Genomic DNA, 15,138 nt, shown 5'->3' on the forward strand with positions numbered 1-15,138 from the left:
GCGTCGAAGCGGCGCGGTGTGCCCGTCACGCTAGGCCCGGCCCCGCGCCTCCTGTTGCCGTACCGCGCACCGCGCCTTGCACGGGGGCGCAGAGCTCGTGCTCAGTCGTCGTCGGCCGTTCCCTCGTCGTCCTCGGCGAGGACGATCCGGGCCAGGTGGACCCTGGAACGCACCGCGAGCTTGCGGAAGATCGATGCCAGATGGGTGTTGACCGTGTGCGGCGAGAGGACGAGTGCCTCCGCGGCCGACCGGTTGGTGTGACCCGCGGCGATCAGCCGGGCCACCTTCCGTTCCGAGGCCGTGAGCGCGTCCCAGCCCTGCTGGGTGCGCGGCCGGAGGCGTCCGGTGCGCCGGCCGGGGCGGTGTGTGGTCCGTTCCAGTTCGGCCCGGACCCGGTCGGTCTCGGCGTCTGCCCCCGCCTGGGCGTAGATGTCGTGCGCCCTGGTCAGGGCAGGTGTGGCGGCGGGATCGCCCGAGGCCAGGAGCGCCCGCCCGAGGTCGGCGGACGCGGCGGCCAGGAGCAGGGGCCGGGGGGCGTGCAGGAGGATGTCCACCGCCCGCTCCAGAAGGCCGTGGTCCGCGTCCACCAGCGCGGACGCGTGGGCGGCCGTCCCCTGCGCGGTCGGCACGGTGGGGTTGCGGGCGGCGTGTGCGGCGGCCTGTGCCGCGAGGTCCTCGGCGAGCTTCCGGTCCCCGCCGCGCAGGGCGATCCGCACGGCCTGGACGACATGGGGGCGCAGGAGCCGCCACCGGAGGAAGGGATGGTCCCGCTGCACCGCCCGGACGAGTTCGGCCGCTGCCGCGTGGTCGCCGTCGGCGTCGGCGACGACGGCCTCGAAATAGCGGTGCGTGGCGTGGTTGCCCGTGTTCGGCCGGTCGGCGACGGCCGCCCGCACGACGTCCAGGTGTTCTCGCGCGGCCTCGCGGTCGCCGCGCAGCAGGGCGAGGAGGCCGCGGTTGACGCGGATGTTGACGAGGTTGCCGGGCACGTGGAGGTCCGCTTCGAGACGTTCGGCGGTGACGAAGTCGGCGTCCGCGTCGTCGAGCCGCCCGAGCCCCATGTTGAAGGTCCCCTGGGTCCACAGGAGCATGGCCGGGCGCGGGGGGACGTCGCCCGCCGTCCGCAGCAGTCGTCGTACGGCGTCGAAGTCGTCCATGTGGATCAGGGCGACGGCCTCCTCGGGAAGGAAGGCCGAGTCGAACACGCTCAGCGCGGTGTGGTGTTCGACGGCCGCGGCGCAGTCGCCCGCGTTGAGGGCGATCTCGCCGAGACCCCACAGTGCGAGGACGCGAGCCTCCCGGTCGCCTGCTCGCTCCGCCTCGGCGAGCGCCCGTTCGCCGGTCTCCCGAGCGGCCGCGAGGTCGCTCCCGCGGGACCGGGCCAGCGCGTGGCGGGCGAGCAGCCGGGCGCGGACCGCGGGGTCGGTGACCGCTGCCAGTGCCGTCGTCGTGCGGCGGGTCAGCTCGTGGACGTCGTCGAGATGCCAGAGCGTATCGCCGAGCACGGACTGCAGGCGGGCGAAGACGTCCAGGGGCGGCTGCCGGGCGAGCAGCAGGTCGCCTGTCTCCCGTGCCTGTGTGTACCGGCCCGCGCGGGTCAGGGCGACGATGGCCCGCTCCCCCACGTCGTACGCCATGGGCGCACGGGGCGGTACGAGTTCCAGGGCGCGGACGGCCAGGTCGGCAGCGAGGTCGGGCATCACGGCCATCACGTCCTCGGCGGCCGTGCCGAGGAGCCGGATCGCCTCCGTGTCGCCGGGTTCGGCGCTTTTCAGCAGGTGCGGGACGGCGTCACCGGAGCTCCGGCCCGCCGCGACGAGCCGGCTCGCGGCCTCCCGGTGCAGTGCCCGGCGTACGGAGGGGGTGAGGTCGGCGTACACCGCCTGGCGGAGCAGGTCGTGGCGGAACAGGAGGCGGTCGCCGTCGTCCTGGAGGACGGCGGCCGCGATGGCCTCGTCCACTTCGGCGCTGAGCTCGGAGGCGGGCCGGCCGCAGAGGGCTGCGGCGTCGGTGAGCGAGAACGCGCGGCCGAGGACCGAGCCGATCCGCAGGAAGTGCAGGGTGCCCGACCGGAGGTCGGCCAGGCGGCCGCGTACGCCGAGGCCCAGCCGCTCGGGGGGCTCCGGCCCGTCCGCGCCCGTCGCCGCGATGCCCGAGAGCAACTCGGCCGCGAGGAAGGGATTGCCGCCCGCCCCGTCGAGGAGTTCCCCCACCCGCGTCGGCACGTCCCCGCCGAGGACGTCGCGGGCCAGTTCGGCCAGGGCCTTCTCGGACAGCGGCCGCAGGGGCAGGGTGGTCGTCAGCGGCCCCTGCCCGTACAGCTCCGGGTCCTCCCTGCTGGTGAGCAGCCAGAGGATCGGGGAGCTGAGCAGCCGTGCCGGCAGGACGCTCAGGGCGAAACGGCTCAGCGGGTCGGCCCACTGGACGTCGTCGACCGCGATCAGTACGGGGCTGCCCGCCGAGCGTTCCTCGATCAGCTGGGCGAGCCGTTCGACGAGCCGGATGCGCTGGTCGTGGTGGCCGGCGAGGTCCGCGAAGTCCGTGCTGGAGAGCAGCGGCGGGTCACCGTGCAGGAGACCCGAGGCAAGGGAGGCGAGCGGCGCCAGTTCGTGCAGTTCCTCGGCGCGCCCCTGGCTGACGAGGAATCCCCGGGCGCGTGCGAGCGGGACGGTGGCACGCAGCAGCGCGGTCTTGCCGATTCCGGGCTCGCCGATGAGCAGCGCGACCGCGCCTCCCTCGCCGTCCCGCACCGCGTCGACCAGGGCGCGCAGCTGTTCCAGCTCGGCTTCGCGGCCTCGGAGCCCGGGCCGGCTCAGCATCTTCGCCGCGTTCTGCCCGTTGGGCCCGGCGGGGGTCATCCCTTGACCGATCCGGCGAGCAGTCCCCGAGCGAAGTGCCGCCGGAGGAGGAAGAAGACGAGCAGCGGGACGAGCGCGGCGACGAAGGCTCCCGCGGTGAGACGCTGCCAGTCGTTGCCGTAGGTTCCCGCCAGGCTGGCCAGTCTGACCGTCATCGGCGCGGTCTCGGCCGTTCCTCCCGACAGGGTCAGTGCCACGAGGAGGTCGTTCCACACCCAGACGAACTGGATGACGGCGAAGCTGACCAGGACCGGGCGGGCCAGCGGGAGCACGATCCGGAGCAGCAGGGTGCCGTGCGACGCGCCGTCGACGCGGGCGGCCTCGATCAGCTCCCGGGGCAGCCCGGCCAGGAAGTTGTGCAGGAGGAACACCGCGAACGGCAGCGCGAAGACCGTGTGGGCGAACCAGACCTGACCGAACCGGGCGTAACCGGTGAGGTGCCACGCGGGCAGGAACAGCCAACCCTGGGAGAAGAGTTTCAGGAGGGGGACGAGCGCCGTCTGGAGCGGCACGACCTGAAGCGCGAAGATGCCGACGACGAGCGCGTCACGCCCCCTGAACTCGATCCAGGCCAGCGCGTACGCCGCGAAGAAGGCCAGGACGAGCGGGAACAGCACCGAGGGAACGGTGATGACGACGGAGTTGACGAAGTGCTCCGCGAGCCGCCCCGCCCCGTTCCCTCCGCCGGAGAGCACCTCGCCGTAGTTGTCGAGGGTGAGGTGCGGCGCACCGAACACCGTCCACCAGCCCGTCGTCTTGATCTCCCGCTCGGGGCGGAACGAGGACATCAGGAGACCGAGGGTCGGTGTCGTCCAGAGGACCGCGATGACCACGGCCGTCGACGTGAAGGCACGGGAGGTCAGACGCTCCCGGACGCCGCTCATCCGGTCCTCCGCCGTGCCCGGAGCTGGTGGGCGACGAAGGGGGTGACGAGGAGGAAGAGGAGCACGGCCAGCGCCGCGCCGCGGCCCGTCTCGCCGTAACGGAAGGCCTGGTCGTACATCTCGTGGGCGAGGACGCCCGTGTCGAACTGTCCGCCGGTCATGGTCCGGACGATGTCGAAGGCCTTGAAGGTGCCGATCGCCAGGGCGAGGAGGACGACGAGCAGGGTGGGCCTGATCGTCGGCAGGACGACGCGCCGGAATATTTGCCGGGGGGACGCGCCGTCGAGCCGGGCGGCCTCGGTCAGCTCCGCGGGTACGGATCTGATCGCGCCGGCCAGCAGTACGGCCGCGAAGCCCGCTTGCGTCCACACCATCGCCACGACGAGGAACAGGACGTTCCAGGGAGAGTCCACGAGCCATTGCCGCGGCTCGCCGTCGAACGCGACGACGATCCGGTTCAGCAGGCCGATCTGTCCGGCCTCGGCCGGACGGTAGGCGTAGAGGAACTTCCAGACGACGCCGGCGCCGACGAACGAGATCGTCATCGGCGTGAGGAGGAGGGACAGCGCGAACGTTCTGAACCGTGACCGTGCGACGGCTGTGGCGTAGAGCAGACCGAACGCGGTGGACGTGAGCGGCACGAGCACGACCCACGCCAGGGTGTTGCGCAGCGCCACCAGCGCCCGGTGGTCGGTGAACACCCAGACGTAGTTGTCGAAGCCGGCCCACGTGTCTCCCCCGCTGTCGGTGAACGACAGCGCCAGGGTGCGCAGACCGGGCAGGACGAGACCGACCGCGAGCAGCAGCACCGCGGGGGCCAGCAGGATCAGGGCCGCGGCCCTCCTCCGCACCGGTCCCCGGTGCAGTGCGAGCAGGATCAGGGCGATCACCGCCCCGAAGGCGGCGACGCCCTGGAGCAGGTACAGCAGCTTGGGCTGCTGGGCGACGACGTCGAACGGCATCACTTTCCCGGCCAGGACCGTTCGATGGAACCGGCGACCTGCCGGGTGCTCGCGCCGCCGATCCAGTCGACGGCTCCCTTCCAGAACGTCCCGGCGCCGACCGACGCCGGCATCAGGTCCGAACCGTCGAACCTGAACTGTGTCCCGGGGTCCTGGAGCAGTCGGATCGAGAGCCTGTCGACCGGGGTCGCGGCGTTCGCCGGATCCACGCCCCTGTTCGCGGAGACGAACGGGCCCTTCTTCATCCGCGCGTTCGCGAAGTCCGCGGACGCCAGGTACTCCTGGAACGCCCGCACCTCGGGGCGGTCGGCGAACGCAGAGGTGAACACTCCACCGCCCAAGACGGGGCGGCTCGCCGGGTCGACACCCGGCAGGAGGAAGGCGTGGACGTCCTTGTCCGGTCCGATCTCGGTGCCCTTCGGCCACATGTCGGCATAGAACGAGGCCTGCCGGTGCATCGCGCAGTCGCCGGAGAGAACCGGTGTGCCGGCCTCCTGGAAGGAGATCGACGCCATCGAACGGGCCGGACCGAAACCGCCGTTGGCGTATCGGTCGTTCTTGAGGACGGAGCCCACGGTGTCCATGGCCTTGATCACTCGTGGGTCGTCGAACGGGATCTCGTGGGCGACCCACTGGTCGTAGACGTGCGTGCCCTGCTGGCGCAGCAGGACGTCCTCGATCCAGTCCGTCACGGGCCAGCCGGTCGCCTCGGCGGACTCGATGCCCGCACACCAGGGTGTGACCCCCGACGCCGCGACCTTCTCGGTGACGGCCATCAGCTCGGCCCACGTGCGGGGAACGCTGAGCCCCTTGTCACGGAAGAACGTCGGGGAGTACCAGACGAACGACTTCACGTTCGCGACCAGCGGCGTGCCGTAGAGGGTGCCGTCCACGGTCGCGTAGCTGTTCCAGTCCGCCGACCAGCCCTGCTTCGCGAGAGCGGCGACGCCGGCGCTCACGGGCTTGAGCCTGCCCGCCCGCGCGAAGCGTTCCAGGAGGCCGGGCTGGGGAAAGAACGCGACGTCGGGGGCGTTCCCGCCGTCGACCCGGAGCTGGATCCGGGCCTCGAACTCCCCGTCGCCCTCGTACTGGACGTCGATTCCCGTGCAATCGGCGAAGTCGGCCCACGTCTCTTCGAACAGGTCGGCTTCGCGGTCCCGGTTCTCCGCGTAGACGGTGACCTCGGTGCCGGGGTGCTCGCCGTAGCGGGCGTACGGCGCGCAGTCCGCGGTGGTGTGCGACCGCGGACCGCTGTCCTGCGGGGTCCCGCAGGCCGTGGTCGTGACGGCGAGGGTGATGACGGCGAGCGCGAGCCTCGCGCCGAACCTCATGGGTGTGCTTCCTCCGATCGCCCGCCGCATGTTCTCGGCGGGCGTGTCGGAAAGCTACCTCGTTCGAACGACAGAGACCAATCGTTCGATGTTCAAGCAGGGGGTCAGTGCCCCGTGGACCGGGCCGCGTCCAGGATCAGCTCCGCCACCGCCTTGGGCTGGGCGAGCATGACCAGGTGGGAGGAGTCGACCTCGACGGTGGTCATGCCGGCCCGCTCGTAGCCGTACCGCTCCACGTCGGGGTTGATCGTGCGGTCGGAGGAGGCGCCGTGGACCAGGACGACGGTGGGGCGGGCGTGTCGGGGCATGGGTGAACTCCTCGGTGCGTGGCGGGGGAAGGCGGTAGTGGGTCGGTTCACAGACCGAAGCGGGCGCGGCGCCCCTCGGGCACGAGGTCGGCGTAGTCGGGGTGCTTGCCGATCCAGCCGCGGATGAAGGGGCAGTACGGCAGAACGCGCAGGCCGCGGTCCCGGGCGTCGTCCAGGGCGCCGCGGGCGAGCAGCCCGCCCAGGCCCCGGCCGCCGAAACGGGGATCGATCTCGGTGTGGATGAAGGCGATCTCGCCCTCCGAAAGGTGGTAATCGGCGAAGCCGGCGGTCTCGGTGCCCTTGCCGTCGTCAGTGGCGACGATCTCGTACCGGGACTTCTCGGGACGGTCGATGACGTGGGGGTCCACGGGTGCTCCTGTGTGATCAGGGTGCGACGGGGCCGGTGGCCGCGATCAAAGGGTGCGGCGCACGCCCGCCTGGCGTTCCAGGTTGCGGAGCTGGACGGCGAGGTCGCCCTCCACGGCGAGGTGGGCGGGGCCACTGCGGCCGATGGGCAGGACCTGCTCGCTGCGCATGTCCTCGAGCATCAGGGCGAACGCCGTGTACATCGCGACGAGCGCCACCACGAGGCCGAGCGCCCCGGATGTGCGGGTCAGCCATTCGGCCCCGGTGACGCCCGCGAGGCCGGTGGCCGCCCAGCGGGGCAGCGAGACCGCGAGGACGAGCCACAGCGCCCGCTTGGGCCCGGTCACGGCGGTCATCAGCGCGCCGAAGCAGAGGAGCGCCAGGTTGAAGACGCCGAGGACCTTCGGGCCGTCGGCCGCGCCGCTGAGCATGATGAGCGCGTAGGGCAGCCAGCTGCCGGCGAACACCGCCATCAGGGTCGCCGCGATCACGTCACGGGCGCCGAAGGCCAGGAAGCTCACGAGGAGTTGGAGGACGAACGCCGGCAGCACCGTGAACGCGACGGCGGCACGGGCCTCCTCCCCGAAGATCCCGAGCTGGAGACATCCCGTCATCACGGACGCGATGGCGATCGTGAAGAAGCCGAGCGGCATGGGTGAGGCGATGGGACGCAGGGTGATCCGTGTCATCGACCGGAGGTCCGGCTCGAAGCGGCGTCCCGGGGGCGCGGCCGGGCCCCGTTCGTCGCCGTCGGCGGCCGGGGAGGCGGCAGTCATCGGATGTCTCTCTTTCAGTGATCGAAGCAGGGGTCGACGAAGGACGGCGTCGTCTCGGGGACGGAGCCGCGCGCGACACGCCACCGGCGGTGCTGCTCGGACTCGGCGGCGGCCTCGACCACCAGGGAGGCCTGGTGGGCGCCCCGACGACCCGACTGGTAGCCGCCGAAGTGGGCCACGGGACTCCACTCGGGGCTCACCGGCGGCACGGCCTCGTCGAGGCCCTCGTACTCCGCGGTCGCGTGGACGATCCGGCCGCCGACGACGGTGAGCACGGACTCGATGCCGGGGATGACGTCCTCGGCCACGGTGAGGAAGTCGTCGGAGAGGACCGCGAGGTCGCCGTAGTAGCCCTCCCGCAGGGTTCCCTTGACGTCCTGCTCGCCGGTGAGCCGCGCTCCTCCGCGGGTGTAGAGGCCGAGGGCGGTCTCCCGGTCGAGCAGGTTCGCGGCCGGGTACAGCTCGGTGCCGCCGACGGTGCGCCCGGTGACCAGCCAGTGGAGGGCGACCCACGGGTTGTACGAGGAGACGCGGGTGGCGTCGGTCCCGGCGGCGACGGTGAGGCCGCGGTCGAGCATGGCCCGGACCGGCGGGGTGCGGGCGGCGGCCTCGGCGCCGTAGCGGTCGAGGAACGCGGCGCCCTGGAAGGACATCCGGTTCTGGACCGAGACGGCTCCGCCGAGGGCGGCGATCCGGTCGAGGCTGCCGGCGGAGACGGTCTCCGCGTGGTCGAAGAGCCAGCGGTTGCCGTCGGGGAAGAGTCCCTCCGCGGCGAGCTTCTCGAAGACGGCCAGGTCGCGGCGGATGGTCTCGTCGTAGGTCGCGTGGAGCCGGAAGCCCCAGCCGTTCTCCATCAGGAGCCGGACGGCCTGCTCGAACTCGGCCTCGTACCCGGCGCCGAGTTCGGGCCGCGGCTCGGAGAAGTTCTCGAAGTCGGCGGCGGCCCAGGTCAGGTTCTCACCCGCGCCGTTGAGCCGGAGCCACTCGTCCCCGTCGCCGGGCTTGACCGTCTCGGTCCAGCGCTTCAGGTCGGCGAGCTCCTGCCCGGCCGTCTGCGGGAACAGGTGGTAGGCGATCCGCAGGGACAGCTCCCCCGACCGGGCGAGGTCGGCGACCGTGGCGTAGTCGTCGGGGAAGTTCTGGAACCCGCCGGCGGCGTCGACGGCCGAGGTCAGGCCGAAGCGGTTCAGCTCGCGCAGGAAGTGACGCGTCGACGTCCGCTTGTCGGCCTCGTCGAGAGCCGGCGCCTTGGCCAGCGTCGAGTACAGGATCAGAGCGCTCGGGGCGGCGAGGAGCACCCCGTTGGGTGCGCCGTCCCGGGCCCGGACGATCTGTCCGCCGCGTGGATCGGGGGTGTCCCGGGTGAATCCGGCGGCCTGGACGGCGGCCCGGTTCATCAGCGCCGACTGGTAGAGGTGCAGGACGAAGACCGGGGTGTCGGGGGCGGCCGCGTTCAGCTCGGTGACGGTCGGCATCCGGCGCTCGGCGAACTGCTCGGCGGTCCAGCCGCCGACGACCCGGATCCATTGCCCCTTCGGGGTGCGCCCGGCCTGCTCGCGCAGCATGGCCAGGGCGTGGCGGAGGCTGCGTACGCCGTCCCAGCGCAGCTCCAGGACGTAGTTCAGGCCGCCCCGGATGACGTGCAGGTGCGAGTCGTTCAGTCCGGGGATCACCCGTCGGCCCAGCGCGTCGACGACTTTGGTGCCGGGCCCGACGAGGTGGGCGAGGTCGTGGTCGTCGCCGAGGGCCGCGACCCGGCCGTCGCGGATCGCGACGGCGCGGGCCTCGGGACGGGCGGGGTCGCCGGTGAACACCTTGGCGTTGCGGACGAGGAGGTCGGCCCGCACGGGTTCCCGGCGCGGGGCGGGGACGAGGCCCGCCACCGGCATGCCGGTCGACGGCCCGGTCATGCGAGGGCCTTGCGGAGGGTGTCGACCGCGAGACCGATGGCGAGGTCCGCGGCCCACGTGTCGCGCAGCGCGTTCAGCATCACGAAGTCGTGGATGGTGCCCTGGACGCGCAGGGCGGTGACGGGGACGCCGGCGGCACGGAGCTTCGCCGCGTACGCCTCGCCCTCGTCGCGCAGGACGTCCGCCTCCGCCGTGATGACCAGGGCCGGCGGCAGACCGGTGAGCTGCTCGGTGGAGGCGCGCAGCGGCGAGGCGGTGATCTGGGCGCGCTCGGCCTCTTCGGTCGTGTACTGGTCCCAGAACCACTTCATGGCGTCGCGGCGCAGGAAGTAGCCCTCGGCGAAGGCGTGGTACGAGTCGGTGTCGAAGCTCGCGTCCGTGACCGGGTAGAAGAGGACCTGCTGGAGGAGCGTGACGTCGCCGCGCTGCTTGGCCATGAGGGTGAGGGCGGCGCTCATGTTGCCGCCGACGGAGTCGCCCGCGACGGCGATCCGGGTGCCGTCGAGGTCCTTGTGGTGTCCCTCGCGGGCGATCCACTGGGCGACGCCGTAGTTCTGCTCGATCGCGACGGGGTAGCGGGCCTCGGGCGAGAGGTCGTACTCGGGGAAGACCACGGCCGCCCCGGTGCCGACGGCGAGTTCGCGGACGAGCCGGTCGTGGGTGTGGGCGTTGCCGAAGACCCAGCCCGCTCCGTGGACGTACAGGATGACGGGGAGCGTGCCGGTAGCGCCGCGGGGGCGGACGATCCGGGCGCGGACGTCGCCGGTCGGGCCTCCGTGGACGGTGACCCACTCCTCGTCGACGGCGGGCAGCGGCACGCCCTCGCCGCTCTGGACGTCGTCCACGGCCTTGCGGCCGTCGGCGACGGGGATCTGGTAGAGGTACGGCGGCCGGGCGGTGGCGTCGGCGAAGGCCTGGGCGGCTGGTTCGAGGACCGGACGGTCGTTCATGAGGGGCTCTCCTTCGGGATGTGCGGGAGGGGAAGGTCGGGGATTCAGCGGGTCGCCCGAGCGGCGGCGAGGATCACGTGGGTGACCACGACCGGGCGGGAGACGGCCACGGCGTGCGACGCGTCCACTTCGGTGACGTGCGAGCCGGCGCGCCGGGCCATCCACCGCTGGGCGGCCGGAGGAATGTTCTTGTCGGAGGTGGCGATCAGCGCCCACGACGGGATCGTCCTCCAGGCCGCTCGGCCGGCCTTCTCCTCCAGCGCGGTGATGGCCACCGGTCGCTGGCTCACGGCCATGACCGTCGCGTCGGCGGTGGGGACGTCGGCGGCGAACTGCCGGTGGAATCCGGCCCGTTCGATGACGAGTTCGGTGCCGGTGCCGCCGCCGGGCAGCGGGTACGACTGCGGATTCACGGTGTCGCCGAGGGTGGAGCCGGGGAACTTGGCGGCGAGCTCGGCCGCGCTCTCGCCCTTGTCCGGGGTGAATGCGGCGATGTGGACGAGGGCCCGCACACGGCTGTCGCCCACCGCGGCGCCGCTGATGACGGCGCCGCCGTAGGAGTGGCCGACCAGGACGACGGGTCCGTCGACGACGGCCGGCACACTGCGCAGGTAGGCGGTGTCCTCGGCGAGACCGCGCAGCGGGTTCGCGGGGGCCATGACGGGGTAGCCCACGTGCTGCAGCAGCCGGATCGTGCCGCTCCAGCCGGAGGCGTCCGCGAACGCTCCGTGGACCAGGACGATCGTGGGCTTGGGATCGTGCCGGTCGACGCCGGCGGCGACGGCCGGTCCGCCGCCCGATCGCGGCGACGTCGTACGCGTCCGTCAGCCGCGCACGAGCGGGGTGTCCACGAGGTGCTCGGCCAGGAACCACACCTGTGCCTCGCCGGTGCGGATGACCTCGGAGACGAGCAGGTCGGTGCTGCCCTCGTCGCCCTCCGCCGCGATCCGGGCGGCGGCGTCCCGCGCGTCGATCAGGATCCGCTCGTGCGCGTCGAGGAGCCGCGACAGCATGACCGGAACCGGCTCGACGCCGTCCGGCGGCCGGGGGATCGCGGTCAGCTCCGCGACGTGGCGGGGGTCTCCGACGGCGAGGCCGCCGAGGCTCTGGACCCGCTCGGCCAGCGCGTCGACGATGGCCAGCTGGGCCTCGGCGTGCTTGTCGAGCATGAGGTGGAGCGAGTAGAAGGTCGCTCCGCGCATGAGCCAGTGGTGCTTCTTGTAGAGGGAGTGGAGGATCTGCGTGTCGGCGAGGACGCGGTTCAGTCGCTGGCAGGCGTACATGCGGGCGTCGTGGCCGAGGCCGATCGGCAGCTGCTTGAGCGTGCCGAACGCCTGGGTCTCGACGCCCTTCTGGTGCAGCAGCGGCTGACCGCCGCCGTGCGGGGTCGTGAGGGTGTCCATCGAGTGCTCCTGAGGGGAAGGGGTGGGGAGGGCCCGGCCGTCCGGTCGGGGCGCGCGCGGCCGGACCGGTCCGCGTGGCTCGTGCTCGGCGCTCGGCGCTCAGCGCTCGGCGCTCAGCGCTCGGCGACAGCCGGGGCGGCGGGCCGGTGCAGGACGAGCCGGGCGAGGAGCCCGCTGCCGAGACCGGCCGCGAGGGCGAGGGCCGCCCACCACAGGGGATAGGGGGTGAGGCCCACGGCCGCGTCGAGGGACCAGGCGCCGGGCCCGGTGGCGGCGAGGGCGGCGGCGCTGCCGATGAGGACGAGCGGGTACTCGTACCCGTCGTTCTGCACCCAGAGGCCGTGGCGCCATTTCACGGTGAGCGCCACCGTCATGACACCGATGGTGCCGGTGGCGGCGAGCGGGGTCAGGAGGCCTGCGGCGAGCAGCAGGCCCGATCCGATCTGGCCGCCGCCCGCCGCCAGTGCGGTGAGGGCCCCGCCGCGGAAACCGTCGGCACGGAACTCCTCGGTGCCGCCCGCGAGCCCCTTGCCGCCCAGGTGGGAGCTGACCTTCTGCACCCCGTGACCGGCGACGAGCAGACCCACCAGCAGGCGCAGGACCAGAATGCCGGTGTCCAAGGAGATCAGCCGGCCGCGTGCGCGCCGATGACGCTCTGCGCGTACACGACGCCCAGGCCGTATGCGCCCGCGTGGGCCTTGACGATCTCCATGACCGCGCCGTACGTCTCCTGGCGCGCCCAGTCGCGCTGCAGCTCCAGGAGGACCTGCACCCAGGTCACCGGGACGGCCCCGGCGGCGACCATCCGCTGCAGGGCGTGCTCGTGGGCGGCCGGGCTGACGCCGCCGGAGGCGTCGGTCACGACGTACACCTCGTAACCCTGCTCCAGCGCCGAGAGCGCGGGCAGCACCAGGCAGACCTCGGTCCACAGACCCGACAGGACGATCTTCTTGCGTCCGGTCGCCTTGACCGCCGCCACGAGCGCCTCGTCCTCCCAGGCGTTCATGGTGGTGCGGTCGATGACGTCCCGCTCGGGGAACACCTCGGCGAGCTGCGGCAGCAGGGGCCCGGAGAAGGACTCGGCGGCGACCGTGGTCAGGACGGCCGGCACGTCGAACGCCTTGGCCGCCTTGGCGAGGCCCACGGTGCTGTTGATGATCGCGGCACGGTCGCCGCTGCCGGTGCCGAAGAACATCTGCGGCTGGTGGTCCACGAAGAGCATGACCGAGTTGTCGGGCGTGAGCAGGTCCTTGCTCGGAGCGGCCTGCACCTGGGCGATGTCGAACATGAGGGGTCCTTTCGGAGCTGTCGGGGGCGCGCCGACCGCCTCCGCGGCTCGGCGCTTCCTCACACTAGGAGCGGCCCGACCGGCCGAGTTGACCTCCTGCGCCCAAGCGTTGGCACGACGGCGCACGACCACCCCGAGGCGTCACGGAGCCCACGGCGATCCCCGCCACGCACACGGGCCCGGCGTAGCGACGGTCGCCGCGGCCGTGGTCGAGCGCTGACCCGGCTGCCGGGGTCACGAGGCCCCCGGGCGGGCCTCGTGCACTTCTCCGGCGTGACGTGTCTCACGTTCGGGTGCGAGGTGTGGACCGGATCGCGCGGGGCAGGCGGCCAATCATGGGGCTGGGCACCGGGTCGGGGCGTGGGGAGCGCCCTCCTTCGCGACGGCGGGTCGGGGTGGGGCCCGCGACTGTGCCGTATGGTCGGCAGCGTTCTGACTTGGTGACACGTGGAGGGAACTGCGTATGGACAGCGGCGATTCAAAGCGGCTGCTGGAACTGCTCACGGCACGCCGCGCCGAGCTGATCGCGCAGTGGGAGCAGGCCGTCGGCGCGTCCCTGCACGGCCGGCTGAGCACCATGGAGCTGGGCCGTGAGCTGAGCGAGTTGTACGACGCCGTCGTCGACGCCCTCGCGACCGGCGGGTTCGCCGGGCGGAGCTCGGAGTACGCGGTCGTGCGCAGTCTCCTGGTGGAGCTTTCCCGGAACCGGGCGCGCCAGGGCTTCACCCCCACCGAGACCGCCGTGAGCGTGTTCGCCCTGAAGGAGGTGCTGGAGTCCCTGCTCGGCGGGTCCGTCGAGGAGATCCGCGTCTACCTGCAGTTCTCGCGCCTCCTGGACGACCTGGGCCTCTTCACGGTGGAGGAGTACGCGCGGACCCGCGAGGAGATCATCTCCGCGCAGTCGCAGCAGCTCCTGGAGCTCTCCACGCCCGTCGTGAAGCTGTGGGACGGCGTCGTGGGCGTGCCGCTCGTGGGCACGCTGGACTCCGCCCGTACGCAGGTGGTCATGGAGAAGCTCCTCCAGGCTCTGCTGGACTCGAACTCCGCCCACGCGATCATCGACATCACGGGGGTGCCCGCCGTGGACACCCAGGTGGCGCAGCACCTGCTCAAGACGGTCGTCGCGGCGCGCATGATGGGCGCGGAGTGCGTCATCTCGGGGATCCGGCCGCAGATCGCGCAGACCATCGTGGGGCTGGGCATCGAGTTCGGCGACATCCCGACCAAGGCCACCCTGGCGGACGCGCTGCGTCACGCCCTCGTCGAGATCGACAAGGCCGCTGCGACGCGTGCGGCGGGGCTGCTGTGAGCGATCGCGTTCCGGTCCTGAAGATCGGTGACATCCTCCTGGTGTCCATCCAGGTCGACCTGGAGGACCAGATGGTGCTCGACCTGCAGGACGACCTGTCCCAGCAGATCGTCGCCACCTCCGCCCGCGGCGTCGTCATCGACATCTCCGCCCTGGAGATCGTCGACTCCTTCGTGGGACGGATGCTCGCCACCACGGCGGCGATCTCCCGTGTCCTGGGCGCGGAGACGGTCGTCGTGGGCATGCGGCCCGCGGTCGCCATGACCCTGGTGGAGCTCGGCCTGTCGCTCGGCGGCGTCCGGACGGCTCTCAACCTCGAACTCGGGCTGGGCTACCTTCGTCGTGCGCAGGTGTCACCTCCGGCGAGCCGGTGAGGGACTACCCGGCCGACGAGGCCTCACGCGAGGAAGTGGCGATCCAGGCCAGCGGGGACGTGGTGAAGGCGCGCCAGACGGTCCGTCTGCTCGCCCAGCAGGCCGGTCTGTCCCTGGTCAATCAGACGAAGCTGGTCACCGCCGCCAGTGAGCTCGGTCGCAACACCCTCATCTACGGCGGCGGGGGCACAGCTCAGGCGGCGATCGTACGGGACGTGGCCAGGGTCGGCGTATGGGTGCGTTTCGCCGACGCCGGCCCCGGCATCCCGGACACGGAACTGGCCCTCACGGACGGATGGACGTCCGGCAGCGGCATGGGTCTGGGGCTCAGCGGCGCCCGCCGGCTCGTCGACGAGTTCGAGCTCGATTCGACGCCTGGTGTCGGCACCACGGTGACGGTGCTGAAGTGGGCACGGTGA

Annotated in this window: 15 protein-coding genes and 1 pseudogene; 3 read left to right on the top strand and 13 right to left on the bottom strand. The window is 72.3% G+C overall.

Features of this window, described 5'->3' with window-relative positions; genetic code table 11:
- Window positions 1-101: 101 nt before the first annotated feature.
- The 13 genes and pseudogenes from ACWDVG_RS20080 to ACWDVG_RS20140 all read right to left on the bottom strand — a co-directional run bounded on the left by ACWDVG_RS20080 (window position 102) and on the right by ACWDVG_RS20140 (window position 13,036).
- Window positions 102-2,858 carry an ATP-binding protein gene (locus ACWDVG_RS20080; RefSeq protein ID WP_451700626.1) on the bottom strand — a complete coding sequence of 919 codons (2,757 nt, stop codon included), beginning with the start codon at window positions 2,856-2,858 and terminating at the stop codon, window positions 102-104.
- The gene (locus ACWDVG_RS20085) at window positions 2,855-3,742 is read right to left on the bottom strand and encodes a carbohydrate ABC transporter permease (protein ID WP_451700627.1); all 888 of its coding nucleotides are present in this window, start codon (window positions 3,740-3,742) and stop codon (window positions 2,855-2,857) included. Before ACWDVG_RS20085 ends, ACWDVG_RS20080 begins: the two co-directional genes overlap by 4 nt.
- A complete protein-coding gene (locus ACWDVG_RS20090; RefSeq protein WP_451700628.1) occupies window positions 3,739-4,704 on the bottom strand; it encodes a carbohydrate ABC transporter permease in 966 nt (321 codons plus the stop codon). Before ACWDVG_RS20090 ends, ACWDVG_RS20085 begins: the two co-directional genes overlap by 4 nt.
- On the bottom strand, window positions 4,704-6,035 hold the full coding sequence (locus ACWDVG_RS20095) for an ABC transporter substrate-binding protein (RefSeq protein ID WP_451700629.1): 1,332 nt from the start codon (window positions 6,033-6,035) through the stop codon (window positions 4,704-4,706). Before ACWDVG_RS20095 ends, ACWDVG_RS20090 begins: the two co-directional genes overlap by 1 nt.
- 104 nt (window positions 6,036-6,139) lie before the next feature.
- Window positions 6,140-6,496 (bottom strand): annotated as a pseudogene (locus ACWDVG_RS20100) (alpha/beta fold hydrolase); the annotation flags it as partial.
- A complete protein-coding gene (locus ACWDVG_RS20105) occupies window positions 6,391-6,711 on the bottom strand; it encodes a GNAT family N-acetyltransferase (protein WP_451700630.1) in 321 nt (106 codons plus the stop codon). The pseudogene ACWDVG_RS20100 and the gene ACWDVG_RS20105, both read right to left, overlap by 106 nt.
- A gap of 45 nt (window positions 6,712-6,756) precedes the next feature.
- Window positions 6,757-7,485: a GPR1/FUN34/YaaH family transporter gene (locus ACWDVG_RS20110; RefSeq protein WP_451700631.1), complete on the bottom strand. Its 729-nt coding sequence runs from the start codon at window positions 7,483-7,485 to the stop codon at window positions 6,757-6,759.
- 14 nt (window positions 7,486-7,499) lie between these two features.
- Window positions 7,500-9,395, bottom strand: coding sequence for an amidohydrolase (locus ACWDVG_RS20115; protein WP_451700632.1), 1,896 nt, complete (start codon window positions 9,393-9,395; stop codon window positions 7,500-7,502).
- On the bottom strand, window positions 9,392-10,345 hold the full coding sequence (locus ACWDVG_RS20120) for an alpha/beta hydrolase (RefSeq protein ID WP_451700633.1): 954 nt from the start codon (window positions 10,343-10,345) through the stop codon (window positions 9,392-9,394). The genes ACWDVG_RS20115 and ACWDVG_RS20120 overlap by 4 nt, the downstream gene beginning before the upstream one ends.
- 44 nt (window positions 10,346-10,389) lie before the next feature.
- Window positions 10,390-11,088, bottom strand: a complete 699-nt coding sequence (locus ACWDVG_RS20125) for an alpha/beta fold hydrolase (RefSeq protein WP_451700687.1) — start codon at window positions 11,086-11,088, stop codon at window positions 10,390-10,392.
- An 81-nt stretch (window positions 11,089-11,169) separates the two neighbouring features.
- Window positions 11,170-11,748 (bottom strand): Dps family protein, encoded by a 579-nt coding sequence (locus ACWDVG_RS20130; RefSeq protein WP_451700634.1) that lies wholly within the window; start codon window positions 11,746-11,748, stop codon window positions 11,170-11,172.
- 113 nt (window positions 11,749-11,861) lie between these two features.
- Window positions 11,862-12,368: a DoxX family protein gene (locus ACWDVG_RS20135; protein WP_451700635.1), complete on the bottom strand. Its 507-nt coding sequence runs from the start codon at window positions 12,366-12,368 to the stop codon at window positions 11,862-11,864.
- A gap of 5 nt (window positions 12,369-12,373) precedes the next feature.
- On the bottom strand, window positions 12,374-13,036 hold the full coding sequence (locus ACWDVG_RS20140; protein ID WP_451700636.1) for a hydrolase: 663 nt from the start codon (window positions 13,034-13,036) through the stop codon (window positions 12,374-12,376).
- Between the two features lie 463 nt (window positions 13,037-13,499).
- On the opposite strand from ACWDVG_RS20140, the gene ACWDVG_RS20145 reads away from it, so the two are divergent.
- Genes ACWDVG_RS20145 through ACWDVG_RS20155 form a run of 3 tightly spaced genes read left to right on the top strand, consistent with a single transcriptional unit; the run spans window position 13,500 to window position 15,138 of the window.
- A complete protein-coding gene (locus ACWDVG_RS20145; RefSeq protein WP_451700637.1) occupies window positions 13,500-14,345 on the top strand; it encodes an STAS domain-containing protein in 846 nt (281 codons plus the stop codon).
- Entirely contained in the window at window positions 14,342-14,719 is a 378-nt protein-coding gene (locus ACWDVG_RS20150; protein ID WP_351846482.1) for an STAS domain-containing protein, read from the top strand. The genes ACWDVG_RS20145 and ACWDVG_RS20150 overlap by 4 nt, the downstream gene beginning before the upstream one ends.
- Entirely contained in the window at window positions 14,716-15,138 is a 423-nt protein-coding gene (locus ACWDVG_RS20155) for an ATP-binding protein (RefSeq protein WP_451700638.1), read from the top strand. The genes ACWDVG_RS20150 and ACWDVG_RS20155 overlap by 4 nt, the downstream gene beginning before the upstream one ends.

Source organism: Streptomyces sp. NPDC003327 (assembly GCF_053589515.1).

What these genes read in the sequence shown, in the direction of transcription:
- ACWDVG_RS20085 (WP_451700627.1), bottom strand. Translation starts at nt 3,742, where the DNA reads ATGAGCGGCGTCCGGGAGCGTCTGACCTCCCGTGCCTTCACGTCGACG.
- ACWDVG_RS20145 (WP_451700637.1), top strand. Translation starts at nt 13,500, where the DNA reads ATGGACAGCGGCGATTCAAAGCGGCTGCTGGAACTGCTCACGGCACGC.
- ACWDVG_RS20080 (WP_451700626.1), bottom strand. Translation starts at nt 2,858, where the DNA reads ATGACCCCCGCCGGGCCCAACGGGCAGAACGCGGCGAAGATGCTGAGC.
- ACWDVG_RS20115 (WP_451700632.1), bottom strand. Translation starts at nt 9,395, where the DNA reads ATGACCGGGCCGTCGACCGGCATGCCGGTGGCGGGCCTCGTCCCCGCC.
- ACWDVG_RS20140 (WP_451700636.1), bottom strand. Translation starts at nt 13,036, where the DNA reads ATGTTCGACATCGCCCAGGTGCAGGCCGCTCCGAGCAAGGACCTGCTC.
- ACWDVG_RS20110 (WP_451700631.1), bottom strand. Translation starts at nt 7,485, where the DNA reads ATGACTGCCGCCTCCCCGGCCGCCGACGGCGACGAACGGGGCCCGGCC.
- ACWDVG_RS20120 (WP_451700633.1), bottom strand. Translation starts at nt 10,345, where the DNA reads ATGAACGACCGTCCGGTCCTCGAACCAGCCGCCCAGGCCTTCGCCGAC.
- ACWDVG_RS20130 (WP_451700634.1), bottom strand. Translation starts at nt 11,748, where the DNA reads ATGGACACCCTCACGACCCCGCACGGCGGCGGTCAGCCGCTGCTGCAC.
- ACWDVG_RS20095 (WP_451700629.1), bottom strand. Translation starts at nt 6,035, where the DNA reads ATGAGGTTCGGCGCGAGGCTCGCGCTCGCCGTCATCACCCTCGCCGTC.
- ACWDVG_RS20090 (WP_451700628.1), bottom strand. Translation starts at nt 4,704, where the DNA reads ATGCCGTTCGACGTCGTCGCCCAGCAGCCCAAGCTGCTGTACCTGCTC.